At 60.1% G+C, this 25,013-nt stretch carries 20 protein-coding genes; 16 read left to right on the forward strand and 4 right to left on the reverse strand.

The features are described 5' to 3' along the window. The first annotated feature begins 13 nt into the window (after positions 1 to 13). The 4 genes from tauA to tauD are packed head-to-tail and all read left to right on the forward strand — an operon-like array spanning position 14 to position 3,468. The gene (tauA, locus tag ACOZK9_RS13705) at positions 14 to 991 is read left to right on the forward strand and encodes a taurine ABC transporter substrate-binding protein (protein ID WP_421556014.1); all 978 of its coding nucleotides are present in this window, start codon (positions 14 to 16) and stop codon (positions 989 to 991) included. Positions 992 to 1,007: 16 nt separating this feature from the next. Next, a complete protein-coding gene (gene tauB / locus ACOZK9_RS13710; protein ID WP_421556015.1) occupies positions 1,008 to 1,787 on the forward strand; it encodes a taurine ABC transporter ATP-binding subunit in 780 nt (259 codons plus the stop codon). After that, positions 1,784 to 2,620 (forward strand): taurine ABC transporter permease TauC, encoded by an 837-nt coding sequence (gene tauC, locus ACOZK9_RS13715; RefSeq protein ID WP_058413078.1) that lies wholly within the window; start codon positions 1,784 to 1,786, stop codon positions 2,618 to 2,620. The genes tauB and tauC overlap by 4 nt, the downstream gene beginning before the upstream one ends. A gap of 11 nt (positions 2,621 to 2,631) precedes the next feature. Next, positions 2,632 to 3,468 carry a taurine dioxygenase gene (gene tauD, locus ACOZK9_RS13720; RefSeq protein WP_421556016.1) on the forward strand — a complete coding sequence of 279 codons (837 nt, stop codon included), beginning with the start codon at positions 2,632 to 2,634 and terminating at the stop codon, positions 3,466 to 3,468. Positions 3,469 to 3,602: 134 nt separating this feature from the next. On the opposite strand, the gene mgrA is transcribed toward tauD, so the two are convergent. The 4 genes from mgrA to epsC all read right to left on the reverse strand — a co-directional run bounded on the left by mgrA (position 3,603) and on the right by epsC (position 9,548). Next, positions 3,603 to 4,640 (reverse strand): L-glyceraldehyde 3-phosphate reductase, encoded by a 1,038-nt coding sequence (gene mgrA, locus ACOZK9_RS13725; protein WP_099241074.1) that lies wholly within the window; start codon positions 4,638 to 4,640, stop codon positions 3,603 to 3,605. Between the two features lie 108 nt (positions 4,641 to 4,748). Beyond that, positions 4,749 to 6,098, reverse strand: coding sequence for an OprD family outer membrane porin (locus tag ACOZK9_RS13730; RefSeq protein ID WP_421556017.1), 1,350 nt, complete (start codon positions 6,096 to 6,098; stop codon positions 4,749 to 4,751). 158 nt (positions 6,099 to 6,256) lie between these two features. Then, on the reverse strand, positions 6,257 to 8,218 hold the full coding sequence (gene betT, locus ACOZK9_RS13735) for a choline transporter BetT (protein ID WP_206670186.1): 1,962 nt from the start codon (positions 8,216 to 8,218) through the stop codon (positions 6,257 to 6,259). Positions 8,219 to 8,621: 403 nt separating this feature from the next. After that, positions 8,622 to 9,548, reverse strand: coding sequence for a serine O-acetyltransferase EpsC (gene epsC / locus ACOZK9_RS13740; RefSeq protein ID WP_058413074.1), 927 nt, complete (start codon positions 9,546 to 9,548; stop codon positions 8,622 to 8,624). Between the two features lie 245 nt (positions 9,549 to 9,793). Here epsC and ACOZK9_RS13745 point away from each other — a divergent pair, with 245 nt between their 5' ends. The 12 genes from ACOZK9_RS13745 (at position 9,794) to ACOZK9_RS13800 (ending at position 24,983) form a co-directional block, all read left to right on the forward strand. Next, positions 9,794 to 10,789: a D-cysteine desulfhydrase gene (locus tag ACOZK9_RS13745; protein ID WP_058413073.1), complete on the forward strand. Its 996-nt coding sequence runs from the start codon at positions 9,794 to 9,796 to the stop codon at positions 10,787 to 10,789. A 280-nt stretch (positions 10,790 to 11,069) separates the two neighbouring features. Further along, positions 11,070 to 11,864: a cystine ABC transporter substrate-binding protein gene (tcyJ, locus tag ACOZK9_RS13750; RefSeq protein WP_152750452.1), complete on the forward strand. Its 795-nt coding sequence runs from the start codon at positions 11,070 to 11,072 to the stop codon at positions 11,862 to 11,864. Continuing rightward, entirely contained in the window at positions 11,864 to 12,529 is a 666-nt protein-coding gene (tcyL, locus tag ACOZK9_RS13755; protein ID WP_421556018.1) for a cystine ABC transporter permease, read from the forward strand. Before tcyJ ends, tcyL begins: the two co-directional genes overlap by 1 nt. A 3-nt stretch (positions 12,530 to 12,532) precedes the next feature. Further along, entirely contained in the window at positions 12,533 to 13,279 is a 747-nt protein-coding gene (gene tcyN, locus ACOZK9_RS13760) for an L-cystine ABC transporter ATP-binding protein TcyN (protein ID WP_421556019.1), read from the forward strand. A 429-nt stretch (positions 13,280 to 13,708) separates the two neighbouring features. Next, positions 13,709 to 14,506 (forward strand): hypothetical protein, encoded by a 798-nt coding sequence (locus ACOZK9_RS13765; RefSeq protein WP_421556020.1) that lies wholly within the window; start codon positions 13,709 to 13,711, stop codon positions 14,504 to 14,506. 187 nt (positions 14,507 to 14,693) lie between these two features. Further along, positions 14,694 to 15,935: an SfnB family sulfur acquisition oxidoreductase gene (locus ACOZK9_RS13770; RefSeq protein WP_421556021.1), complete on the forward strand. Its 1,242-nt coding sequence runs from the start codon at positions 14,694 to 14,696 to the stop codon at positions 15,933 to 15,935. 24 nt (positions 15,936 to 15,959) lie between these two features. Beyond that, on the forward strand, positions 15,960 to 17,153 hold the full coding sequence (locus ACOZK9_RS13775) for an SfnB family sulfur acquisition oxidoreductase (protein WP_421556022.1): 1,194 nt from the start codon (positions 15,960 to 15,962) through the stop codon (positions 17,151 to 17,153). Next, positions 17,154 to 18,506 carry an LLM class flavin-dependent oxidoreductase gene (locus ACOZK9_RS13780; protein WP_421556023.1) on the forward strand — a complete coding sequence of 451 codons (1,353 nt, stop codon included), beginning with the start codon at positions 17,154 to 17,156 and terminating at the stop codon, positions 18,504 to 18,506. Between the two features lie 78 nt (positions 18,507 to 18,584). Beyond that, on the forward strand, positions 18,585 to 19,400 hold the full coding sequence (locus ACOZK9_RS13785) for a MetQ/NlpA family ABC transporter substrate-binding protein (RefSeq protein WP_058413065.1): 816 nt from the start codon (positions 18,585 to 18,587) through the stop codon (positions 19,398 to 19,400). Next, entirely contained in the window at positions 19,397 to 20,512 is a 1,116-nt protein-coding gene (locus ACOZK9_RS13790; protein ID WP_421556024.1) for a methionine ABC transporter ATP-binding protein, read from the forward strand. The genes ACOZK9_RS13785 and ACOZK9_RS13790 overlap by 4 nt, the downstream gene beginning before the upstream one ends. After that, entirely contained in the window at positions 20,502 to 21,146 is a 645-nt protein-coding gene (locus ACOZK9_RS13795; RefSeq protein ID WP_038843591.1) for a methionine ABC transporter permease, read from the forward strand. The genes ACOZK9_RS13790 and ACOZK9_RS13795 overlap by 11 nt, the downstream gene beginning before the upstream one ends. A 159-nt stretch (positions 21,147 to 21,305) precedes the next feature. Continuing rightward, on the forward strand, positions 21,306 to 24,983 hold the full coding sequence (locus ACOZK9_RS13800) for a Rossmann-fold NAD(P)-binding domain-containing protein (RefSeq protein WP_152750462.1): 3,678 nt from the start codon (positions 21,306 to 21,308) through the stop codon (positions 24,981 to 24,983). Positions 24,984 to 25,013 lie beyond the last annotated feature (30 nt).

Genomic DNA, 25,013 nt, shown 5'->3' on the forward strand with positions numbered 1-25,013 from the left:
GAGGAGCTTCCCCTTGAAACGTTTAACCCCTCTGCGCCTCTTGGCCGCCTTGTCCCTGGCCGGTGCCAGCCTGTTTGCCCAGGCGGCGGACGTGACCATCGCTTACCAGACCACCGTAGACCCGGCCAAAGTCGCTCAGGCCGACGGCGCGTATGAAAAAGCCACCCACGCCAAGATCGACTGGCGCAAGTTCGACAACGGCTCCGACATCATCGCCGCCATCGCCTCCGGTGACGTGCAGATCGGCTACCTCGGTTCGAGCCCGCTGACCGCCGCGATTACCCGCAAAGTGCCGGTGGAAACCTTCCTCGTCGCCACCCAGATCGGCGGCGCCGAAGCGCTGGTAGCGCGCAACGGTTCAGGCATCAACAGCCCGCAGGACTTGATCGGCAAAAAAATCGCCGTGCCCTTCGTTTCAACCGGCCACTACAGCCTGTTGGCCGCACTGAAGCACTGGAACATCGACCCCTCGAAAGTGACCATCCTCAACCTCGCGCCACCGGCGATCATCGCCGCCTGGAAGCGCGGTGATATTGACGCCACTTACGTGTGGGACCCGGCCCTCGGCGTGGCCAAGGAAAACGGCAAGGTGCTGATCACCTCCGGCGAACTGGCCACGTTCGGCGCGCCGACCTTCGATGCGTGGATCGTGCGTAAGGATTTTGCCGAGAAGCACCCGGAAATCGTCAGTGCTTTTGCCAAAGTCACTCTGGATGCCTACGCCGAGTACCGCAAAGACCCACACGCCTGGCTTGCCGATAAAACCAATATCGACAAGCTGGTGAAGCTCTCCGGCGCCAAGGCCAGTGACATCCCATTGCTGCTGCAAGGCAACGTCTACCCGCTGGCGGCAGACCAGGTGACGCTGCTCGGCGCTCCGACCACCAAGGCGGTGACCGACACCGCCGCGTTCCTCAAGGAACAAGGCAAGGTTGACGCGGTACTGCCGGACTACGCGCCTTTCGTCAGCGCCAAGTTCATTACTCAGTGATTCAGGAGTCATCGCGATGGCCTTGCTAAAACTGGAGCGCATCAGCGCACAGTACCCAGGCGCCACAAAACCGGTACTGGCAGATATTTCACTTGAGCTTGGGCCTCAGCAATTGCTCGTGGCCCTCGGCCCGTCCGGCAGTGGCAAGACCTCGCTGTTGAACCTGATTGCCGGTTTTGTCGAACCCTCTGCCGGGCGCATCACCCTCGACGGCGTGCCGGTCAAAGGCCCCGGCGCTGAACGTGGCGTAGTGTTCCAGGACGATGCCCTGCTGCCCTGGCAAGACGTGCTGGCCAACGTTGGTTTCGGCCTGGAACTGGCCGGCATCGCCAAGGCGGCGCGCGAGGTGCGCGCCCGCGAGATGCTTGCCCTGGTCGACCTGGCCGGTTTCGACAACCGCCGCATCTGGCAACTCTCCGGCGGCCAGAAGCAGCGTGTGGGCCTGGCGCGTGCCTTGGCTGCCGACCCGCGTGTGCTGCTGATGGACGAACCCTTCGGCGCCCTCGATGCCTTCACCCGTGAGCACATGCAAGAACTGCTGCTGCAAGTCTGGCAGCGCACCGCCAAGCCGGTATTCCTGATTACCCACGACATCGAAGAAGCGGTATTTCTCGCCACCGACTTGATTCTGCTGGCGCCCAACCCCGGCCAGATCGTCGAGCGCCTGAGCCTCGACTTCGGCCAACGCTACGCCGCCGGTGAATCGGCGCGGGCGATCAAGTCCGACCCGCGTTTTATCGAAACCCGCGAACACGTGTTGGGCAAAGTGTTCTTGCAACGACAGGTGAGCGCATGAGCAGTTTTGAACTTCCCGCCAGCGTCGCCAAGCCGGCGGCGCACGCGGTTATTCCACTGCGGCGCAGCCTGAGCACGCGCTGGATCAGCCTGTTGACGCTGCTCGCGTTGCTGGCGATCTGGTGGGCCGTCACCGCCACCGGTTTGATTGAACCGCTGTTCCTGCCGCCGCCCTCTGCGGTGTTGCAAAAAGGCTGGTTGCTGGCGACCACGGGCTACATGGATTCCACCTTGTGGCAGCACCTTGGCGCGAGCCTCAGCCGCATCGGCTTGGGGCTGGGGTTTGCGGTACTCACCGCCGTGCCGGTCGGGGTTGCCATTGGCGCCAACCGTATTGCGCGCGGCATTCTCGACCCGCTGATCGAGTTTTACCGGCCGATCCCACCGCTGGCTTACCTGCCATTGATCGTGATCTGGTGCGGCATCGGCGAGCTGTCCAAGGTGCTGCTGATTTACCTGGCGATTTTTGCGCCGATTGCCATCGCCACCGCGACCGGCGTGCGCACTGTCGACCCGGCCAAGCTGCGCGCTGCGCAGTCGCTGGGAGCAACGCGGGCGCAGTTGATTCGCCATGTGATCCTGCCGAGCGCGCTGCCCGACATCCTCACCGGCGTGCGCATTGGCCTGGGTGTGGGCTGGTCGACATTGGTCGCCGCCGAGTTGATCGCGGCCACCAGCGGCCTGGGTTTTATGGTGCAGTCGGCTGCGCAATTTCTGGTCACCGATGTGGTGGTATTGGGGATTCTGGTGATCGCCCTCATCGCCTTCGCCATGGAAATGGGCCTGCGCGCCCTGCAGCGTAAATGGGTGCCTTGGCATGGCCAGGCACACTGAGTGAGAAGCGCATGAACAGCCTGACCATTACCCCGTTAAGCATCGCCCTTGGCGCCCAGATCAGTGGCGTCGACCTCACCCAACCGCTGCAACCCGAACAGCGCGACGCCCTCGAACAGGCGTTGCTCACGCACTCGGTGCTGTTCTTCCGGGACCAGGCCATCAGCCCGCAACAGCAGGCGCGGTTCGCGGCGAATTTCGGTGACCTGCACATCCATCCGATCTACCCCAACGTGCCGGAACAGCCCGAAGTGCTGATTCTCGACACCGCCGTCACCGACGTGCGCGACAACGCCGTGTGGCACACCGACGTGACCTTCCTGCCCACCCCGGCACTCGGCGCGGTCCTCAGCGCCAAGCTGTTGCCGGCGTTTGGCGGCGACACGCTGTGGGCCAGCGGGATTGCGGCGTATGAGGCACTGTCGGCGCCGCTCAAACACTTGCTCGACGGCCTGACGGCGACTCATGACTTCACCAAATCGTTTCCGCTGGAGCGCTTCGGCAACACCGCCGAAGACCTCGCGCGCTGGGACGCCACCCGCAAGCGAAACCCGCCGCTGTCACACCCGGTGGTGCGCACGCACCCGGTGAGCGGGCGCAAGTCGTTGTTTGTGAATGAGGGGTTTACCACCCGGATAAATGAGCTGGAGCCCGCCGAAAGCGAAGCGATTTTAAAGCTGCTGTTCGCCCACACAACACGCCCTGAGTTCACCCTGCGCTGGCGTTGGCAGGCAAATGACGTAGCGTTCTGGGATAACCGCGTGACCCAGCATTACGCGGTGGATGACTACCGGCCGCAGCGGAGGGTTATGCACCGGGCAACGATTCTGGGCGACACGCCTTTCTAAGCCGACCGCGATGTCAGCCACACTGAAGATCAAATGTGGGAGCGGGCTTGCTCGCGATGGCGGTCTGTCAGTCGATAAATATAGCGTCTGACCCACCGCCATCGCGAGCAAGCCCGCTCCCACATTGACCGAGGTTATTCAGCGGTGGATGGCTTTTCCCACAAGTTAATCCCGCCTTCCTGTGCGAACCGGTCGATCTCCGCCAACTCTTCGGCGCTGAAGCTGAGGTTGTTCAACGCGCCGACGTTTTCGATGATCTGCTCCGGCCGGCTCGCGCCGATCAGGGCACTGGTCACCCGTGGGTCACGCAGGGTCCAGGCCAATGCCAATTGCGCGAGGCTTTGGCCTCGGCGCTGGGCAATTTCATTCAGCGCGCGCACGTGGGCGATGTTGGCTTCGGACAAGTGTTTGGCCTGCAACGAACCGCCGCCTGGACGGTTGACCCGCGCATCCGCCGGCACGCCGTTGAGGTACTTGTCGGTGAGCAAACCCTGGGCCAGCGGCGTGAAGGCAATCACCCCGGCACCTAGTTCTTCGGTGGTGTCCAACAGGTCTTTTTCAACCCAGCGGTTCAGCAGGTTGTAGGCCGGTTGGTGGATCAGCAACGGCACTTTCCACTCGTTGAGCAACGCGGCCATTTCGCGGGTTTTCACGCCCGAGTAAGAAGAAATACCAATGTACAACGCCTTGCCCTGCTGCACGGCAGTGGCGAGGGCGCTGGCGGTTTCTTCCAGCGGGGTGTCGGCGTCAAAACGGTGCGAGTAAAAAATATCCACGTAGTCGACGCCGAGGCGTTGCAGGCTTTGGTCCAGGCTCGCCAGCACGTATTTGCGCGAGCCGCCGCCCTGGCCGTAAGGGCCTGGCCACATGTCCCAACCGGCTTTGCTGGAGATGATCAATTCATCACGGTAGTGCTTGAAGTCTTCGCGCAGCAACCGGCCGAAGTTGATCTCGGCGCTGCCGTAGGGCGGGCCATAGTTGTTGGCGAGGTCAAAGTGGTTGATCCCCAAGTCGAACGCCGTGCGCAGCAAGGCGCGCTGGGTGTCGATCGGGGTGCTGTCGCCAAAGTTGTGCCACAGCCCCAGGGACAGTGCCGGCAGCACCAATCCACTGCGCCCTACACGGCGATACGGAATAGATTCATAGCGGTTTTCGGCAGCAATGTACGTCATCGAATCCTCTCTGGGCTTAGGGCAAACAAGCCCTGGGAATATGCTTATTCCCAGGGCTTTTAACCCGTTTGTTCGCTTAAATCTGCCCTTTCCTTGTACAGCAATTTCCTACCAGAGTGGAACGACATAGCTGACATAGAGGCGGTTTTCGTCCTGCACGGTGGCGCCGGTAATGTCCGGGCTGGCGTGGGCGTTTTTCCAGGTCACGCCGAGGCCTTTGAGGGTGCCGGTGGGAACTTGGTAGGCGACGGCAACGTCACGCTCCCATTCGCTGGTGGTGCCTTGCGCGGTGCGAATATCATCGCCATGCGCGTAGGCGGCGGAGAACGTCAGGCCGGTGAGGCCGAGCTTGCCGAAGTCATATTTGTACTGCGCCAGCCACGTGCGCTCACCAGCGTGCTGGAATTTGTTCAACTGCAGGTTGGTCAGCGCCGGCGTATCCGCACCGGAGCCCGGGCCTTGGCGTGCGTCACCGCTGTTCAGGCCAGAATCGAGGTAAGGGAAATCACTGTCGCCGCTGTTTTTCTGGATGCCCAGGCCGACGGTATGGCCGTCCAGGCTGTAGCTTTCAAGCAGGCTTGCGGTGGTCTGGTTGATGCGGCCCTTGCCGGTGCCGTCGCCGTAAAGGCCAGCGGCGGCAAAGTCGCTGTCGCCGTCGGCGTTACCGCCCACACCCAGGCTGCGGAACACGCGCACGTCGCTGTCGATGGCACCGACCGACAAGGCGTCGTGGCGCTTGGCACCGAGGAAAAACTGCTGGTAGTAATCTTCAAGGTTGGAATACCAAAGGCTGACCGTGGTGCCCGGCAGGCCGGTGTAGTCGGCGCCGCCGAACAGGAAGCGGTCGCTCTCTTTAGTACCGCCCGCTGTGATCATGCCCTGGTCGCCGGTTTCGTTGCGTATCTTGGTTTTAAAAATATCGCCGCCGGTGAAGGTGAAATCAGAGAGGTCCCTGGACACCAGTTGCACACCGGTATTGGTCTGCTGGTACAGGCGGCCGTCGGTGTTGGCCAGCACCGGGTTGCTAGCGTAGAGCGTGCCGAGGCGCAGTTCATCTTTGGCAAAGCGCATTTTGAACGTGGGGCTGAGCACGCCGAACTGGTCGGCAGACTTGCCGTCATCCAACGGGAACATGCTGCCGGGGTAGCGGCCCTGATGACTCTTGTCGTTGAGGTCGCCGCCCGAATCCAGTTTCAACCCATAAAACGCCTGCACATCCAGGCCAAAGCCTACCGGGCCTTCGGTGTAACCGGACTTGAAGTTGAACTCGAAACCCTGGCCCCAATCACGAATGCTGTGGGCCTTGGCGTTGCTGTTCACCACGTCTCGCCCTTGTTGGTTGAGGTAGCGATTGAGCAAGGTCACATCGGCGTGGCTGTCATCAATAAAATCGGCATGCGCGGACAGCATAAAGCTCGCCATGGCGACACCCACCACAGGGCTTATTAACGTCTTCATTGTTACCGGTCTCCGTCACTGTTCTGAAATGAAAGCGTCAAACGCTTCACACAATTACGCAGTGACCAGATGACAGTTACGCGTCAAAACAGCGCTTTGACAGATGAAATTAAGTTTAAGAAAGCCCCGTAGAACGGGGCTTTGCGGGGTTCAACCGGTTAGCGCACCAAGTGCAGGAACTGCAAGTGTCGCTCGTACTGGTCGAGGATGTCGTTGATGATCTGCTCCTTGGTGTAGCCGACCAAGTCGTAGTCTTGGCTGCCCTCGCTCAAGTGCACTTCGGCGCGGTAATAGCGACGGTTATTGAGCTGCTTGGAGCCCATGCCACCGCGTGCAAATGACGGCGTGAAATAGCCGCGCATCTGTACCTGGTAAACGAATGGATGCTCTTCGCCGTGGCCAATTTCGAGGCTGACGCTGTCGTTGGACGGGTCCGGCTGAGTGACGACACTCAGGCCTTTTTCGACAAACACCGCCGTCACTTCTTCGATCGCTGGCCGCACCGTGGTTTCAAGGAAACGGTACACCTCATCCCTGGACGGGAAATGCACCGCCTGGCCCAAACGTTGGCGCCAGCCGCCTGTGCCCTTGCGCGAACCCGACACCGGTGCCAGGGAATGCAACTGCGCAATCTGCTTTTGCGACTCAAGGTAGAAGGCTTTGTGCAGCCCCCACATCATCAACAGCAAAATCAGCGAGAACGGCAGCGAGGTCAGCACTACTGCCGACTTCAGCGAATCGATACTGCCGGCAAACAGCAAGGCACTGGTGACCAGCGCGGTCATCGCGCCCCAGAATACGCGCAGCCATTTCGGGCCGTCTTCGTCAGCGTTGCCGCCTTTGGACGACAGGGTCGACAGCACCACGGTGCCGGAGTCGGCCGAGGTGACGAAGAACACGAAGCTGATAAACACCGTGACCGCGATAACGGTCTTGCTCCACGGGTAGGTTTCGAGCAGCAGGTAGAGGCTCATCGACGGGTCGTCAATGGCCGACTGGCCGAGCGCAGTCATGCCGTGGTTAAGCACTTGGTCGATGGCGCTGTTGCCGAAAATCGACATCCACGCCAGGGTGAAACCCAGCGGAATCAGTAGCACGCCAAACACGAATTCGCGGATGGTACGGCCACGCGAGATGCGCGCAATAAACAGGCCCACGAACGGCGACCATGCGATCCACCAGGCCCAGTAGAACACCGTCCAACCGCCCAGCCAGTCGCTGGGTTTGTCGTAGGCGTACACGTCGAAACTCTTGGTCGGCAACGCACCCAGGTAGTCACCGATGTTCTGGATCAGGGTGTTGAGCAAATGCTGGGTAGGCCCGGCAAACAACACGAACAGCAGCAGCGCACAGGCCAGCAGCATGTTGATGTCGGACATCACCCGCACGCCCTTGTCCACGCCGGCCACGGCGACCAGGATAGCGGCGCCCATCATCAGCGTTATCAGGCCGACCTGAATCCACTGGGTATGCGCGATGCCGAACAGGTAGTCGAGGCCGGAGTTGAGGTGCAGCACGCCAAAGCCCATGTCGGCGCCGAGGCCAAACACCGTGGCAATGATGCCGAAGCCATCCACTGCGTAACCGATAGGCCCGTTAATGCGCTTGCCGATCAGCGGGTACAGCGCCGAACGCAGCGCCAGCGGCAGGTTATGCCGGTAGGCAAAGTACGCCAGCGCCATGCCGACAAAGGCGAACACGCCCCAGCCGTGCAGGCCCCAGTGCAGAAACAGAATCTGCATGGCCTGGCGCGCAGCATCGGCGTTCAACGGCGCGCCCTGCGGCGGTTGCACCAAGTGCGTCAGCGGCTCCGACACGCAGAAGAAAAACAGCGTGATGCTGATCCCGGCGGCGAACAACATGCCGGCCCAGGACAGGTAACTGAATTCGGGCTCGTCGTGGTCGGCACCGAGTTTTATCTTGCCGTAGCCCGATAGCGCGGTGACCACCACGAAGACCAGATACAGGGTCATCGCCAGCATGTAGTACCAGCCGACCGTGTTGGCCGCCCAGTTTTGCGCGGCCAGCAGCCAAGCACCGGCCTGTTGCGGGATAGCGATAACCGTGATGCCAAACAGCATGATCACGGTGGCGGCAAAGTAGAAAACGGGCGCATTCATGCGCACTTGGCCGCTGGATGGGGTGGACGATGCACTCATGAACGATGCACCTCGAAGGTGTCGGATGTGGCTGTAAATAACGGACTCAGCAAAGGTAAGCCTCCTGTTGTGAGCGGGCAGCGAACCACCGGGTTTAACTTGAACGAACATTCAAGTTAAACATGGATAGGCGGTTTTGGACTAATCGCGGGGCTGAGTGGTCGGCTATACCTACACTAGCTCAAGGAAAGGTATGACGGGTGAGCGACGGAAATCGTTCAGCGATTGCCGGGGGAATTTGGAATGCGGTTAAACATGTGGGAGGGGGCTTGCTCCCGATAGCGGTGGTTCAGCTACACCTGTGCTGGCCGACACACTGCAATCGGGAGCAAGCCCCCTGCCACATTGGATGTGTGTTGAGTCGCTACTTTTGCGCCCCATCATCATGCTGCAGGTTCGCCTGCGTGATGTTCGCCCCCGCCGGCACACTGCGGGTCAGCCACACGTTGCCGCCCACCGTCGAACCCTTGCCTATGGTAATGCGCCCCAAAATCGTCGCCCCGGCGTAGATCACCACGTCATCCTCAACAATCGGATGCCGGGGATGGCCCTTTTGCAACTGCCCGTCCTCATCCGCCGGGAAGCGCTTGGCGCCCAACGTCACGGCCTGGTAAATACGCACGCGCTCGCCAATGATCGCGGTCTCGCCAATCACCACGCCCGTGCCGTGGTCGATAAAGAAACTCGGGCCGATCTGCGCGCCTGGGTGAATATCAATACCGGTGGCCGAGTGCGCAATCTCCGCACTGATGCGCGCCAACAGCGGCAACCCGGCGCGGTACAGATGGTGCGCGAGGCGATGGTGAATCACCGCCAGAATCCCCGGGTAGCACAGCAATACCTCATCCACACTGCGCGCGGCCGGGTCGCCGTGATAGGCGGCCAACACGTCGGTGTCGAGCAGGCTGCGCAGTGAAGGCAGCGCCAGGGCGAAATCCTGAATCAAGCGGATGGCCAGCGCGTCGACTTCGACGTCATCCTTACCGCCCTGGCGTGCGGCGTAACGCAGCTCCAGGCGGGCCTGGCCCAGCAAGGCATTCAAGGCGACGTCGAGGGTATGCCCGACGTAAAAGTCTTCACTTTCTTCACGCAGGTCCACCGGCCCCAGGCGCATCGGAAACAACGCCCCGCACAGCGCTTCAAGAATCTGCGCCATCGCTTCACGCGCGGGTAATTCGCGCCCGCCGTGCTCGCCACTCAAGCGGCCATTGCGTGCTCGCCACTGGTCCCGGGCGTCGCGCAGTTCGTTGACGATGGTGTGTAATTGCCAATGACTGGAACGCTCACTCAAGGGGAGGCCTTCGGTAGTGGTAAGCGGCAAGCTTGAAGCGGCAAGCAAAAGCAGCTTGGCTTTTACTTGAGCGGGTCACTTGCAGCTTGTAGATGAAATTCCCGCTTACTTTACGACATGCCAATGCATCATCCTTAATAACCAATCATGCCGAGCAAATAACCAAACCGCATAGTGGATTGGCGGTTGCCCGATGAAAAGTGCCTGCCTATAGTCCCCCCATCACTTAGCCACCGTGCGTAGCCATGATCAAACAACAGCTCGACCGTTTTAACCGCCTGCAACTGCTGGGCGGCGCCACTGCCCTGGAAAAGCTCGAGCGGCTGTCGGCCTGGTTGGGCAGGGACATTTACGTCAAACGCGACGATACGACGCCCTTGGCCATGGGCGGCAACAAGCTGCGCAAACTCGAATACCTGGCCGCCGATGCCATCGCCCAAGGTGCCGACACCCTGGTGACCGCTGGCGCCATCCAGTCCAATCACGTACGCCAGACCGCCGCCCTCGCGGCCAGGCTGGGCATGGGCTGCGTTGCGTTGCTGGAAAACCCCACCGGCACCGAAGACCCCAGCTACTTGGGCAATGGCAACCGCCTGCTGCTGGAGCTGTTCGACGCCAAGGTTGAGCGGGTCGAAAACCTCGACAACGTCGACGAGCAACTCAACGCCGTCGCCGACCGCCTGCGCAGCAATGGCAAAAAACCCTACTTGGTGCCGATTGGCGGCTCGAACGCACTCGGTGCGCTGGGTTACGTGCGCGCCGGGCTGGAACTGGCCGGGCAGATCGAAGACAGCGGTATTCAATTCGCCGCCGTGGTGCTGGCCTCCGGCAGTGCGGGCACCCACAGCGGGCTGGCATTGGCGCTGAGTGAGGTGCTGCCGACTGTGCCGGTAATCGGCGTGACCGTGTCGCGCACCGACGAAGCCCAGCGCCCGAAAGTGCAGGGCTTGGCCGAACGCACCGCCGAGTTGCTGGGCGTGGACGTGCCAGAGGCTTTCAAAGTGATTTTGTGGGACGAATACTTCGGCCCGCGCTACGGCGAGCCGAACGCCGGCACCTTGGCGGCTGTCAAACTGCTGGCCAGTCAGGAGGGCCTGCTGTTAGACCCGGTCTACACTGGCAAGGCCATGGCGGGTTTGCTGGATGGCATCGGGCGCCAGCGGTTTGAGGACGGCCCAATCATTTTTCTGCACACCGGCGGGGCGCCGGCGCTATTTGCGTATGACTCGGCGTTCAATTGAATAAACGCAGATCAACCTATGGAAGCAGGCTTGCTCGCGATTGCGCGGTGTCAGGTAGGTATTTTTCAACTGATACATCGCTATCGCGAGCAAGCCCGCTCCCACAATGGACCAGCTGAATATTCTAAAATGGAATAACAAATTAGATTTATATTATTTTCAAGTCTTAAGAACTGGCTTTATAGTCGCGCCGCAGGCGAAGACGCCAATCGCGCTTTAAGGCAGGATACGAGTACCGCATCACCTGCTCCGCTCAACATAAAAAACACAGAGGCTGTTCATGACTATTTCAGTATTGCGTCGCACGTTGCTGGTGGGAACATTGGGCCTGGCGCTGGGTGCAGGTTGGATGGGCCAGGCGGTTGCCGGCGAACAGTTGGACTCGATTAAAAAGGCCGGCGAACTCAAGGTTGGCCTGGAAGGCACTTACCCACCATTCAGCTTTGTCGGTGAAGACGGCAAGCTCACCGGTTTCGAAGTCGAGTTGTCCGAAGCGCTGGCCAAGAAGCTCGGCGTCAAGGTCAAGCTCAGCGCCACGCCGTGGGACGGCATCCTCGCCGCCCTGGAATCCAAGCGCTTGGACGCTGTGATCAACCAGGTGACGATCTCCGAGGAGCGCAAGAAAAAATACGACTTCTCTCAGCCTTACACCGTCTCCGGTATTCAGGCGCTGGTTCTGAAAAAGAACGTCGATTCGATCAAGACCGCCAACGACCTGGCGGGCAAAAAGATCGGTGTAGGCCTGGGCACCAACTACGAACAATGGCTCAAGGAAAACCAGCCTAAAGCCATTATCAAGACCTATAACGATGACCCAACCAAGTTCCAGGACCTGCGCATCGGCCGCATCGACGCCATTCTGATCGACCGTCTGGCCGCGCTGGAATACGCCAAAAAAGCCCCGGACACCGCCGCTGCAGGCGACGCCTTCTCGCGTCAGGAAGCCGGTGTTGCGTTGCGCAAAGGTGACCCTGAGTTGCTCGCCGCGGTTAACAAAGCTATCGACGAACTGCGTGCCGATGGCACCTTGAAGAAGCTCTCCGAGAAATACTTCAACGCTGACGTCACTCAATAATGGAAGCAGGTTTACAACTCGCGCTGGACTCCGCGCCCTTTCTGCTCAAGGGCGCGTACTACACGGTGATTCTCAGCCTCGGTGGCATGCTGTTCGGCTCGCTGCTGGGCTTCGGCCTGGCCTTGATGCGCTTGTCGCGCTTCAAGCCGTTCACCTGGGTCGCCCGCGTCTACGTGTCGTTCTTTCGCGGCACGCCCTTGCTGGTGCAGCTGTTCCTGATCTACTACGGCTTACCGCAAGTGGGCATCGAGCTGGACCCGATTCCAGCCGCCATGATCGGCTTTTCGCTGAACATGGCGGCGTATGCCTGTGAAATTCTGCGCGCCGCGATCAGCTCCATCGAGCGCGGCCAGTGGGAAGCCGCCGCCAGTATCGGCATGACCCGTGCGCAAACCCTGCGCCGGGCCATCCTGCCGCAGGCGATGCGCACCGCGTTGCCGCCGCTGGGCAACAGCTTTATTTCACTGGTCAAGGACACGGCGCTGGCCGCCACCATCCAGGTGCCCGAGCTGTTCCGTCAGGCTCAGTTGGTGTCTGCACGGACCTTCGAAATTTTCACCATGTACCTCTCCGCCGCCCTGATCTACTGGGTCCTGGCGAGCATCCTGGCGCATTTTCAAAATCGCCTGGAAGACCGGGTCAACCGGCATGACCTGGAGTCTTGAAGCATGATCGTGGTTGAAAAACTGACCAAACAATTCAACGGTCAGGTGGTACTCAACGGCATCAACCTTGAGGTCAAGGCGGGCGAAGTAGTCGCCATCATTGGCCCCAGTGGTTCCGGCAAAACCACCTTTCTGCGCTGCCTGAATTTTCTTGAAGAGCCCACCAGCGGCCGCGTCAAGGTCGGTGACATCGAGATCGACAGCAGCAAACCGCTCAACCAGCAACAAGGCCTGGTACGGCGCTTGCGCCAGCACGTGGGTTTTGTGTTCCAGAACTTCAACCTGTTCCCGCACCGCACCGCGTTGGAAAACGTTATCGAAGGCCCGATCGTGGTCAAGAAGATGCCGCGCGAAGCGGCAGATGCGCTGGGCCGCAAACTGCTGGCCAGGGTCGGCCTGGCGGGCAAGGAAGCGTCGTACCCGCGGCGTTTGTCCGGTGGCCAGCAACAGCGTGTGGCGATTGCCCGTGCGTTGGCCATGGAACCGGAGGTGATTCTGTTTGACGAGCCGACCTCGGCCCTTGACCCGGAACTGGTTGGCGAAGTACTGGCGACGATTCGTAGCCTGGCCGAAGAAAACCGCACCATGGTCATCGTCACCCACGAGATGAGTTTTGCGCGTGATGTGGCCAACCGGGTGGTCTTCTTCGACAAGGGCGTGATCGTCGAACAGGGCGACGCCAAGGCGCTGTTTGCCAACCCCAAGGAAGAGCGCACCCGGCAGTTCTTGAGCAAGTTTTTAGCGCATTAGCGCGCAACAGCTTTTTGGCCGGGCCTGGTCAACTGTAGGAGCGGGCTTGCTCGCGATGGCATCAACCAGGTAGGCCTGATGGTCCGAGGTGCCTGCATCGCGAGCAAGCCCGCGCACGCCAAAAAGCGCTTTTGAGCTAACCGCTCACAGTGAGCTGCGTTCCTACAGGGAGTGCTCATTAGCCGCCGGTAAATCACCCTGCCCCAACCCGCAAAAATCCCCCCGTCAGTCAGACCCTTCTGAATTTGCTTGAACCCGCCGTTTAGCCCTTTGCCGCCATTGACGCCCCGCGGCCAACCCTCTTATCTAGCGTCCAGAGGATTGGATCCCATCCCGGCTACTCACTGAATCGTTCCTTTCGGCACCCCGCGCACCATTGCGCCACGGGCGCCGGAACGATTGCTGCTGGCTGCATAAAGGAGATTACTGATGACGCGCACTGCAACCCCGGCCATGCTCACCGCACCGACCTTGCCCCAGGCTAATCGACACGGCATCAATGCCCTCGCCGCCGCCCAACTGCAGGTGGACATAGGCCCCTACCCCGGCATGGAGGAAGGCGACCTGATCGAGCTGTTCTGGAACAACTGCTTCGCCGACTCGCGTCGGATTACCGCGTGCAAAGTGGGCACGTCGACACGCCTGCGCGTCCCGCAAAGTTTTGTGCAGGATGGCTCGGCACGCGTGCACTACCACGTCATGCAAGTAGGCTACGCCCCGGCACGTTCGGCGGTAGCCTGCGTGCAGGTAAAAACCGACTGCCCGGGCGGCCAGCTTGCGGCGCCGCTCAACACTGAAAACTGCGACGAAAACCAGAACCTCAACCGTGTGAGCCTGCCCGAAACCATCCGGCGTTACGGCGTCAACAGCAGCCAGGTACGACGCGGCATTCCGCTGACCATCGAGCCCTATTGGGGCATGGCAACAGGCGACGCAATTACCCTGCGCTGGGGTGATGTGCGCATGGACCTGCCGATAATCCAGGCCAGTGGCATCGGCCTGCCGGTGCAGGTGTGGGTGCCCTCGGCGGTGATTGTCGAAGCGGGCGACGACACGCGCCTGGAGGTGACGTACTGCATTCTCGACCGCGTCGGTAATAATTCACGCTGGGCACCGGTGCGCGCCCTGAACATCGCCGCCTGCTCGCCACAGACGCCAGCCCGCACGGCCGGGGCCGCGGCTACCTACCAACCGCGTCACCCCGGCTCGCCTTGCGAGCCTGGGTGATCGCCGGTCTATGCATATTCCTAAAAGTTAGTTTATTTAAAGATTTAACACGCCTAGGGTATATGCACCGGACCACCGGACATCTCTGATTTTTCTGTTTTTATTTCATTGAATGCGAGGTCGGTATGATCAAAATTACCCCGGTGCGTAACGCCAGGGCATTACGTGCAGCCAAGGAGCGGCGCTGATGTCTAACGTGGCTGTAACACTCCCCCAAAGTGACTTGGATGTAGCCCCACTTTTATTGCCGGCCAGCGTGCTGCGCGACGACGCCCAAGCGTTGAGCGCAGCCGTGGAGTTGGCACAGGCTGCACGCCTGCAAGCGGCCAAGCGCGACCAGCAGCGCAAACTGCCTTGGGCGCAGATCGAGCAGTTCACCCGCAGCGGGCTCGGCAGTATTTCCATTCCGCGTGAATACGGCGGCCCGCAGGTGTCCTTCGTGACCCTGGCCGATGTGTTCGCGATTATCAGCGCGGCTGACCCGGCCCTTGGCCAAATCCCGCAGAACCATTTCGGCATCCTGTACCTGTTGCAAGGCTGCGCCACCGAGCGCCAGAAAAAGCAGCTGTTCCAAAGCGTGCTCGACGGTTGGCGCATTGGTAACGGTGGCCCGGAACGCGGCACCAAGAACACCCTGGAGCTCAAAGCGCGCATCACCGCAGACGGCGACGGTTATGTGGTCAGCGGCCAGAAATTTTACTCAACCGGCGCACTGTTCGCGCATTGGGTTGCCATCAAGGCACTCAACGCTGACGGCAAACAAGTCATGGCGTTTGTACGCCGTGGCAGCGAAGGCCTGCGCATCGTGGATGACTGGTCGGGCTTTGGCCAACGCACCACGGCCAGCGGCACGGTGCTGTTGGACCAGGTGGCGGTGGACGCAGAGCTGGTGGTCGAAAACTGGCGCATTGGCGAAAGCCCGAATATCCAGGGCGCCGTCTCGCAGTTGATTCAGGCCGCCATCGACGCCGGCATCGCGCGTGGTGCCCTCGATGACACCATCGCCTTCGTGCGTGAACGCTCGCGCCCGTGGATCGACGCCAAGGTCGAGCGCGCGAGTGATGACCTGTACGTGATCGCCGATATTGGCAAGTTGAAAATCGAACTGCATGCCGCCGAAGCCCTGTTGCGCAAGGCCGGTAAGGTGCTCGACGAAGTCAGTGCTGCGCCGATCACCGCGCAATCCGCCGCGCGCGCCTCAATTGCCGTGGCAGAAGCGAAAGTGCTGACCACCGAAGTGTCGTTGCTGGTCAGCGAAAAGCTTTTCGAGCTGGCCGGCAGCCGCGCGACCCTCGCCGAATTCAACCTCGACCGCCACTGGCGTAATGCGCGCGTGCACACGCTGCACGACCCGGTGCGCTGGAAGTATCACGCGGTGGGTGCTTACCGCTTGAACGGCACGTTACCCGCTCGCCACTCCTGGATTTAACCGACCAGTCTTCTGGAGAAACGCATGACTTTTTCCCCGAACGTCGCGGTTATTACCAGCGATGAACACGCCCTTATTGTCGCCAGCGACTTGGCCGAAGATTTCCGGCGCGACAGCGCCCAGCGTGACCGCGAACGCCGCCTGCCCTTGCCTGAGCTGGACGTGTTCTCCCGCTCCGGCCTGTGGGGCATCAGTGTGCCCAAAGAATACGGCGGCGCCGGTGTGTCCAACGTCACCCTGGCCAAGGTGATTGCGCTGATCGCGCAGGCGGACGCCTCGCTGGGCCAGATCCCGCAAAACCACTTTTATGCCCTGGAAGTGCTGCGCGTAAACGGCAGCCCCGCGCAGCTACAACGCCTGTATGCCGACGTGCTGGCCGGCCAGCGGTTCGGCAACGCCTTGGCGGAACTGGGCACCAAGACCGCCCACGACCGCGTGACCTCGCTCACCCGCGACGGCGATGGTTTTCGCATCAACGGCCGCAAGTTCTACGCCACGGGCGCTATTTACGCGCAGCGCATCCCCACCTCCGTGGTGGATGAACACGGCGTGCAGCAACTGGCCTTTGTGCCTCGCGAAAGCGCAGGCCTGAGTGTGATCGACGACTGGAGCGGCTTCGGCCAGCGCACCACCGGCAGCGGCTCGGTGGTGTTCGATAACGTGTGGGTGGCCGCCCAAGACGTGATTGCGTTCCAGAGCGCCTTCGAACGCCCGACCACCGTCGGCCCACTCGCGCAAATTTTGCACGCCGCCATCGACACCGGCATCGCCCGCGCCGCCTTTGAAGATGCGCTGCACTTTGTGCGCACCAAGACACGCCCGTGGATCGACTCTGGCAACGACAAGGCAACCGAAGACCCGCTGACCCTGAAAAGCTTCGGCCACCTGAGCATCCGCTTGCACGCCGCCGAAGCCTTGCTTGAGCGCGCAGGCGAGTTCCTCGACCGTGCCCAGGCCGAGAGTAACGCCGAAACCGTCGCGGCGGCGTCCATCGCCGTCGCCGAAGTGCGCGCCTTGAGCACCGAGATTTCCCTGGCCGCCGGCAGCACCTTGTTCGAGTTGGCCGGCAGCCAGGCGACCCTGGCCGAACACGGCCTCGACCGCCACTGGCGCAACGCCCGCGTGCACACCCTGCACGACCCGGTGCGCTGGAAGTACCACGCGGTGGGCAATTACTACCTGAATGATGAAAACCCGCCGCTGCGGGGGACTCTCTGAATGGCCAAGAAAAAAATCCTGCTGAATGCCTTCAACATGAACTGCATCGGGCATATCAACCACGGTTTGTGGACCCATCCTCGGGACACCTCCACGCAGTACAAAACCGTCGAATACTGGACCGAACTGGCGCAAACCCTGGAGCGCGGGTTGTTCGACGGTTTGTTCATCGCCGACATCGTTGGCGTGTATGACGTGTACCAGAACGCCATCGATGTGCCGCTCAAAGAGTCGATCCAACTGCCGGTCAACGACCCGCTGTTGCTGGTGTCGGCAATGGCCGCGGTGACCAAAAACCTCGGCTTCGGCCTGACCGCCAACCTCACCTATGAGCCGCCGTATCTGTTCGCGCGGCGCATGTCCACGCTCGACCACCTGAGCCGTGGCCGGGTTGGCTGGAACATCGTTACCGGCTACCTCGACAGCGCCGCCAAGGCCATGGGCCTCACGGAGCAGGTCGAGCATGACCGGCGCTACGACCAGGCCGATGAATACCTGCAGGTGCTGTACAAACTCTGGGAGGGCAGCTGGGAAGACGACGCGGTGCTCAACGACCCACAGGCGCGGGTTTACGCCCAGCCGGGCAAGGTGCACAAGGTCGAACACCACGGCGAGTTTTACCAGGTGGAGGGTTATCACCTCTGCGAGCCGTCGCCGCAGCGCACGCCGGTGCTGTTCCAGGCCGGCAGTTCGGAGCGTGGCTTGCTGTTCGCCGGGCAGCATGCCGAGTGCGTATTCATCAGCGGCCAGAACAAGGCGTCGACCAAGGCGCAGGTGGACAAGGTGCGCGCCAGCGCAGTCGAGGCCGGGCGCAACGCGGATGACATCAAGGTGTTCATGGGCCTCAACGTCATCGTTGGCGCCACCGAAGCGTTGGCCTGGGACAAGCACGCCGAGTACCTCAGCTACGCCAGCGCGGAAGCCGGTGTGGCGCACTTTTCGGCGTCCACGGCAATTGATTTTGCGCAGTACGCACTGGACGAACCGATCCAGTACGTGAAGAGCAATGCTATCCAATCGGCGACCAAGAACTTGCAGAACAACGACTGGACCCGCCGCAAGTTGCTCGAACAGCACGCGCTGGGCGGGCGCTATATCACCCTGGTGGGCTCACCCGAACAGGTCGCCGATGAGCTGGAATCGTGGATCAGCGAAACCGGCCTGGATGGCTTCAACCTCACGCGCATTGTCACGCCGGAAAGCTACGTGGATTTCATTGATCTGGTGGTACCCGAGTTGCAGCGGCGCGGGTCGTACAAAACCGCCTATGAGGCAGGCACCTTGCGCGAAAAAGTCTTCCATGGCAGCGCACGCCTGCCCGAACAACACACCGGTTCCACCTACCGGCACTGATCAAAAATGTGGGAGGGGGCTTGCTCCCACATTAGATCCTCACTGTGTGCTCCAACACCTTATGACTGGAAATCGATTATGAAAAAGACGCTGCTCACCCACCCAGTCAAAGCACTGGCCCTGGCCTTCGGTTTGTTCAGCTGCGCGGTGTTCGCCGCCGACGCACCGCTGAAAGTCGGTACCACCGCCGCCTTCGCGATCCCGCTGGAAGCCGCCGTTGAAGAGGCCGGCAAACAAGGCCTGAACGTCGAGCTGGTGGAATTCACTGACTGGATCGCGCCCAATGTCAGCCTGGCCGCCGGCGACATCGATGTGAACTACTTCCAGCACATCCCGTTCCTTGAAAACGCCAAGGCCGCTGCCGGCTTTGACTTGGTGCCCTACGCGCCGGGCATCATCAACAACGTCGGGCTGTATTCCAAGCAGTACAAAAACCTCAACGACCTGCCACAAGGCGCCAGCGTGGCGATTGCCAACGACCCGATCAACAGCGGTCGCGGCTTGCAACTGCTGGCCAAGGCCGGTTTGATCACGCTCAAGCCGGGCGTGGGCTACAAGGCCACCGAAGAAGACATCGTGGCCAACCCGAAGAAGCTCAAGATCCTCCAAGTGGAAGCGGTGCAACTGGTGCGCGCTTACGACGATGCAGACCTGGTGCAGGGCTACCCGGCGTATATCCGCCTGTCGAAGACCTTTGATGCCGAGTCGGCGCTGCTGTTTGACGGCCTCGACCACCCGGAATACGTGATTCAGTTCGTGATCCAGCCGAAAAGCAAAACCGACCCGCGCGTGATCAAGTTCGTCGACATCTACCAGCACTCGCCGGTGGTGCGCGCCGCCCTGGATAAATCCCTCGGCAAGCTCTACCAAGTCGGCTGGGAAGATAAAAAATGACCGCCGCCAACGCCCAATTGCGCGACCTGGGCTTAGCGCCCAGGGGCGCCGAACAAACCGAGCTGCACCCTGATTTGAACCGTGCCCATGTGCGTTTTATCAACGTGGGCAAGACTTACGACGGCCGTGTGCAGGCCTTGCAAGGCATCGACCTGGCGATTCAGCACGGCGAAGTGTTCGGCATCATCGGCCGCAGCGGCGCCGGTAAATCCTCGCTGATCCGTACCATCAACCGCCTCGAACAACCGAGCAGCGGGCGGGTGTTGATCGATCAGGTGGACATCGGCGACTTCGACGAAGACCGCCTGGTGGCGCTGCGTCGGCGCATCGGCATGATCTTCCAGCACTTCAATCTGATGTCGGCCAAGACCGTGTGGCAGAACGTCGAATTGCCGCTGAGAGTGGCTGGCGTGCCCAAGCCGCAACGCGAGCAAAAAGTGCGTGAGCTGCTCGAACTGGTCGGTTTGCAGGACAAACACAAGGCCTACCCCGCGCAGCTTTCCGGCGGGCAAAAACAACGCGTCGGCATCGCCCGCTCGCTGGTGCACGACCCACAGATTTTGCTCTGCGACGAGGCCACGTCGGCCCTCGACCCGGAGACCACCCAGTCGATACTCGGCTTGCTGCGCGAGATCAACCAACGCCTGGGCCTGACCATCGTGTTGATCACCCATGAGATGGCGGTGATTCGCGACATCTGCGACCGCGTGGTGGTGCTCGAACACGGGCACATCGTCGAGCAAGGCCCGGTGTGGCAAGTGTTCGGCAACCCGCAGCACGCGGTCAGTAAAACCCTGCTGGCGCCGCTGCAACACGCGTTGCCGCCAGAGCTGCAAAACCGTTTGCAGGCCACCGCGGCGTCGACCGAAGCCGCCGTGGTGCTGCGCTTGCAGTTCACCGGCAGCGCTACCGACGAGCCAGACCTGGCCGCACTGTTCAGCGCTCTCGGCGGGCGTGTGCGGTTGCTGCAAGGCGGTGTGGAACGGATTCAAGGGCACGCCTTGGGGCAAGTGCTACTGGCGGTAAATGGCTCGCCGCAGAATGCCGAACAACTGCGCAGCCTCGCCGGGCGCTGGGCACAACAGGTGGAGGTGCTGGGCTATGTGGTTTGATCGTTTATTACAGGGCGCCATCGACACGTTGCTGATGGTCGGTGTGTCATCGCTGATCGCGCTGCTGGTGGGGATTCCGCTGGCGGTGTTCCTGGTCACCAGCGACAAGGGCGGCATCTACCAAGCCCCGGCGCTGAACCGCGTGCTGGGGGCGTTCGTCAATCTGTTCCGCTCCATACCCTTCCTGATTTTAATGGTTGCGCTGATCCCGTTTACCCGGCTGATCGTCGGCACCACCTACGGCGTGTGGGCCGCCGTGGTGCCACTGACCATCGCCGCCACGCCGTTTTTTGCGCGAATTGCCGAAGTGAGCTTGCGCGAGGTCGACCATGGTCTGATCGAAGCCGCACAGGCCATGGGCTGCCGCCGCTGGCACATCATCTGGCATGTGCTGCTGCCGGAAGCACTGCCGGGCATCGTCGGCGGGTTCACGATTACCTTGGTGACGATGATCAACTCATCGGCCATGGCCGGGGCGATTGGCGCCGGCGGCTTGGGCGACATCGCCTACCGCTATGGCTATCAGCGGTTTGATACGCAGATCATGCTGACCGTGATTGTGCTGCTGGTGATGCTGGTGGCGGTGATTCAGCTGGGCGGCGATCGTCTGGCGCGGGTGCTGAACAAACGCTGAAACGCTTCGCGGCTCCCCTTCCGGGGAGCACACGGCGATGTGCCGCTCATCAGAACTGTCAATTCTCACAGCTAGACGCGGTTTTCTTCTATGGCGTCTTATTGACCTTGCCTCTTACGTACGTAGTCCCCACGTGCTCATCCTGCAAGGAACAAGCTCATGTCCGATGAACCCATTGATCTCGACGTTGCCCCCTATCCGCCTGCTTTCGTCGCGTTGGATAAAACCAAATACCCTGAAGAAGCCGTCTACGGTCTTGGCACAGATCATGTGACACCAGAGGCGCGCTTCTTTTTTGAACCATGGCCAGCGGTCAGTAATGGCGACTACTTCGGCTTGCGCATCCACGAACTGAACAACCCTGCCGCCTTTGATACCGTCAGAGACCCCAAGCTGACGCGTTACGAGTTGCGGGTTCCGAAACAACAACTGCCGGAGGGCACAGTCGACATGCTCGGTCGGGTCGTACGCGTTGCCAGCGGCCAGGTAAGTCGCTCTATCACGCAAAAAATCCTGATCAAGACCACCAAGCCCGGCGGAGAAGACCGCAGGGTCCTGGAGCCATGGCACAGTGAGTTGGTCATGACGATCATATCCGCGGCGGCTGGCACTCCCCTCGTAGACGGCGACACCCTGGACGACGAAACGATCGCAGGCGGGTTGATTTGCCTGGTAAACAAGTATCCGAACATCCGCAAGAACGATGAAATCTCGGTCATGTTTGACGGCAAACCGATCACCTACAGTGTGAGCCCTGCAGAAGCTGGCGGGCCTGGGCCGATCCGGGTGCCGATCAGCGAGAGTGATATCCGCAGTGCCTCCCAGTACGGTTCGGTAGAGGTTTTTTTCAAGGTTAAAGACGTGGTGGGGAACGTCTCGGGGGGTAAATACCCCTATTCGAAACCCATCACACTGCGCAGTGAACTGGACGAAACACTACTCGCCGGCCCAAGCTTCACAGCGAAAGCGCCTGGCGCCGATGAGGGTGAAGAAACCAAAATAGCCGACCTCGACACCCAATCCGCCTTCGAATTCTCGTTAACGGCGGCAGTCACTCGCCTGCGGGTTGCGCCTAAACCTGCGCACAAGATCATTTTCTTTCTGGACATCACGCCGAAGGAAGGTGCGTCTTGGGTTAAAGAATTCCCGCCCATTATCGACCGGAATCTGGGGAGCGAGAGGCTTCCCATCAGTTTCGATTTCCTCAATGGCCTGGCAGGCGGAATGTTCCGGGCACGCTTTGAATGGCGCAACGCTGCTGGGGCACTGGTGAATAAATCGGTCACCACTATGGTTAAAGTGGTGGGCACTCAGATATTGATGCCGCCTGTGATCACGGCCCAGATTGAAGAGGGCTTGATTGTTGAAAGCGCAGACCTGTCTTTGCAAATACCGACCTATCAGCCCCACGATCCGAACTGGCCGGAAGCACTGTGGATAAAACCGTTGCAAACCATCGGTGGCCTGGAAGCCTATTCCGAAACGCAGTTTGCGGGTCCACAAGGTGGTACGCGCCGCGTGACCGTGCAAAACCTGCAAAAGCTAAAAGGCAAAGGCTACGTCGCAGTGGGTTACTCCACTAACGAAAGCAGGGAGGGCGCCGAAGTCATTCGCAACTCTAGAACACTGATCGCCCAGATCGGTGAGCGCGATCCCGTGCTGTTAGCGCCGATTGTTCAAGGGGTCTTAGACAACAACATCGACCCGAAAAAAATCAAAGACCCCGAGATTTTGATAAATATTCCCTACGACGGCACGGTAATCGGCAACGTACTGGCCTGGAGCGTGGTAGGGCAAAACCAGGCGGGATCCGCCAGCGGCAGCATCCCAATCACCAAAGCGAGCGCAGGCGCAGCTTTGCCCTCCCAAGGCATCCCGGTGCCTCGGCTTGTCCTGGATAACAACGAAGAAACCATCATCAGCTTTACCTACAGCGTTACGGATAAAACCACCACCCCGCCGAAAATTTTGCGCTCTGAAGTGCGCTACATCAGCGTGGGCAAGGCATTGAAGCTGGAAATTCCAAAAGTGCTTGAGGCCGGTACGCGTCAAGACCAAATCAACCTGCAAGACGTGCTACACGGCGCGCACATTGAAATAGCGATCAAGCCGTTGCGCGATGAAGATCAAGTCTTTGCCCAATGGAAAGGCAGTTACGGCGTCAGCAGCATTGAGCTGCAGCTAGAGGGTGACTCAACAACTAACAAAGTGGTTGCCTTTGTCCCGCCTGAGGTTATTGGCAAGGCTATTCGACGGAACGGCAACACCATTTCGGTCAGTTACAACTTTACCCGAGGGCCTTTCGACTACCGCTCCGTAACCCGCGACTACAGACTGCCGCCGCCGGCCGGGCTGCCGGCGCCGAGAATCGATGCTTTCGAACTCGGAGTGTTGCCCCTCTACGAGCTCAAAGAAGGCGCCCGTTACCAGGCTGGTATGTGGGACTTTATTGATGCAAACCAATACGTTTGGTTGACCGCCACAGGTACTTTTGCCGATGGCAGCCCGTACGAACGGGACATTTTCTCCGAAGCCTTGGTCACAGAATTCGGCGTCACCCATGGTATTTCCGCTCCGGTGCCGGTAGATGAGCTTCGTCAACTCAAAGAAAACTCGCACCTGACGCTTCGTATGTGGGTCAATTATACGCAAAGCCCCGATAAGGACACAGCGGTACCCTTTGGGGCACGCGATTACATTATCCAGCCCATTCCCAGCGTTCTGCCAGCACCGGCCTTTGCCAATCAGGCTGGCGCTGCAATCGCCATCGAGCCGCTCGTGTACGAGCACAATGCTTTTGTGACCGTTGCCTATACAGGCATGACCGCAACGCAGACGATTACCTTGCAATGGTCCTTCCCGGACGGTACGCAGGCCACGATTGCACCGCAGAAGGGCCTCGCCGGTGGAAAGGTCGACTTTCCCATCAATGCGCAGATTCTGGCTGCGAGTGTCGGTAAAATCATCACTTTACACTACACGTCGTTCTCTGGAACAAAAACGACCTCGTCAGACATCCAGACCCTGACTGTTCAAACCCTGCGCCTGGCGGATTTGCCACGGGCATTGATCAACGGCATTGCCACTGCCGGGAAGCTCGACGTGGACAACTTCCAAGGCACGTTTGCATTAACGCTGCCAAAGTGGCCGCTGAGTGTTGAGCGACAGTTGGTGACTATCACAGCACGCTCGCATGGGGTGCTACCGCTTAAAGTGCTGGAAAACTACCCCATCAATGCGACCGAAGTCACCAAAGGGCTGGTGAATACGCCGTTCCTTAAAAGTTGGTTATTGGCATTACCCACCAACAGTGCAGTAGAGTTGAGTTGCGAGGTGGCCTATGACGGCAAAGCGGAAAGCCTGGGGAACGTTCAATTCCCAACTACCACGTACTCCGTAATTACCGCCCAAACACTTATAACGGACACGGCCAGCCTTCAAAACTTCTCATTTGGCGGCTGGAGACCCGGCATAGCGGTGGCGGATGCCAGAGACCTGAGTTTCTCGGCACAGGGCCTGTTAAATTATACCTACTCCAACTATTCTGCCGGGCCGATACTCATAAAAACCTTTTACAATATGCGCATCGGTACACGCTACATGTTCAGTATCAATATTCGAAGGGAAGATGGTCGTTACTCTCTGCCCCTCGTTTCTTTGTACACGAACCAAGGTTTGCTGGTGGCGCCAACGTATATCGGGTCGATGGCGTACTTCCAAATGGCCGGCTATTTCATTGCCAATACCGCCACCGTGGAATGCATGATTTACAGCAATAACGCGGGATCCTATGGCAATGATTACAGGGTCGCCAATCTCGTGGTTACTCGCGCATAGACTCAAGACCGGTTAAAAAAGCGTCGCCTT

Source organism: Pseudomonas kitaguniensis, from assembly GCF_049199985.1.
GTDB classification, from domain to species: Bacteria; Pseudomonadota; Gammaproteobacteria; order Pseudomonadales; family Pseudomonadaceae; genus Aquipseudomonas; species Aquipseudomonas kitaguniensis.

What these genes read in the sequence shown, in the direction of transcription:
- tauB (WP_421556015.1), top strand. Translation starts at nt 1,008, where the DNA reads ATGGCCTTGCTAAAACTGGAGCGCATCAGCGCACAGTACCCAGGCGCC.
- tauC (WP_058413078.1), top strand. Translation starts at nt 1,784, where the DNA reads ATGAGCAGTTTTGAACTTCCCGCCAGCGTCGCCAAGCCGGCGGCGCAC.
- tauD (WP_421556016.1), top strand. Translation starts at nt 2,632, where the DNA reads ATGAACAGCCTGACCATTACCCCGTTAAGCATCGCCCTTGGCGCCCAG.
- mgrA (WP_099241074.1), bottom strand. Translation starts at nt 4,640, where the DNA reads ATGACGTACATTGCTGCCGAAAACCGCTATGAATCTATTCCGTATCGC.
- ACOZK9_RS13730 (WP_421556017.1), bottom strand. Translation starts at nt 6,098, where the DNA reads ATGAAGACGTTAATAAGCCCTGTGGTGGGTGTCGCCATGGCGAGCTTT.
- betT (WP_206670186.1), bottom strand. Translation starts at nt 8,218, where the DNA reads ATGAATGCGCCCGTTTTCTACTTTGCCGCCACCGTGATCATGCTGTTT.
- ACOZK9_RS13745 (WP_058413073.1), top strand. Translation starts at nt 9,794, where the DNA reads ATGATCAAACAACAGCTCGACCGTTTTAACCGCCTGCAACTGCTGGGC.
- tcyJ (WP_152750452.1), top strand. Translation starts at nt 11,070, where the DNA reads ATGACTATTTCAGTATTGCGTCGCACGTTGCTGGTGGGAACATTGGGC.
- tcyL (WP_421556018.1), top strand. Translation starts at nt 11,864, where the DNA reads ATGGAAGCAGGTTTACAACTCGCGCTGGACTCCGCGCCCTTTCTGCTC.
- tcyN (WP_421556019.1), top strand. Translation starts at nt 12,533, where the DNA reads ATGATCGTGGTTGAAAAACTGACCAAACAATTCAACGGTCAGGTGGTA.
- ACOZK9_RS13765 (WP_421556020.1), top strand. Translation starts at nt 13,709, where the DNA reads ATGACGCGCACTGCAACCCCGGCCATGCTCACCGCACCGACCTTGCCC.
- ACOZK9_RS13770 (WP_421556021.1), top strand. Translation starts at nt 14,694, where the DNA reads ATGTCTAACGTGGCTGTAACACTCCCCCAAAGTGACTTGGATGTAGCC.
- ACOZK9_RS13775 (WP_421556022.1), top strand. Translation starts at nt 15,960, where the DNA reads ATGACTTTTTCCCCGAACGTCGCGGTTATTACCAGCGATGAACACGCC.
- ACOZK9_RS13780 (WP_421556023.1), top strand. Translation starts at nt 17,154, where the DNA reads ATGGCCAAGAAAAAAATCCTGCTGAATGCCTTCAACATGAACTGCATC.
- ACOZK9_RS13785 (WP_058413065.1), top strand. Translation starts at nt 18,585, where the DNA reads ATGAAAAAGACGCTGCTCACCCACCCAGTCAAAGCACTGGCCCTGGCC.
- ACOZK9_RS13790 (WP_421556024.1), top strand. Translation starts at nt 19,397, where the DNA reads ATGACCGCCGCCAACGCCCAATTGCGCGACCTGGGCTTAGCGCCCAGG.
- ACOZK9_RS13795 (WP_038843591.1), top strand. Translation starts at nt 20,502, where the DNA reads ATGTGGTTTGATCGTTTATTACAGGGCGCCATCGACACGTTGCTGATG.
- ACOZK9_RS13800 (WP_152750462.1), top strand. Translation starts at nt 21,306, where the DNA reads ATGTCCGATGAACCCATTGATCTCGACGTTGCCCCCTATCCGCCTGCT.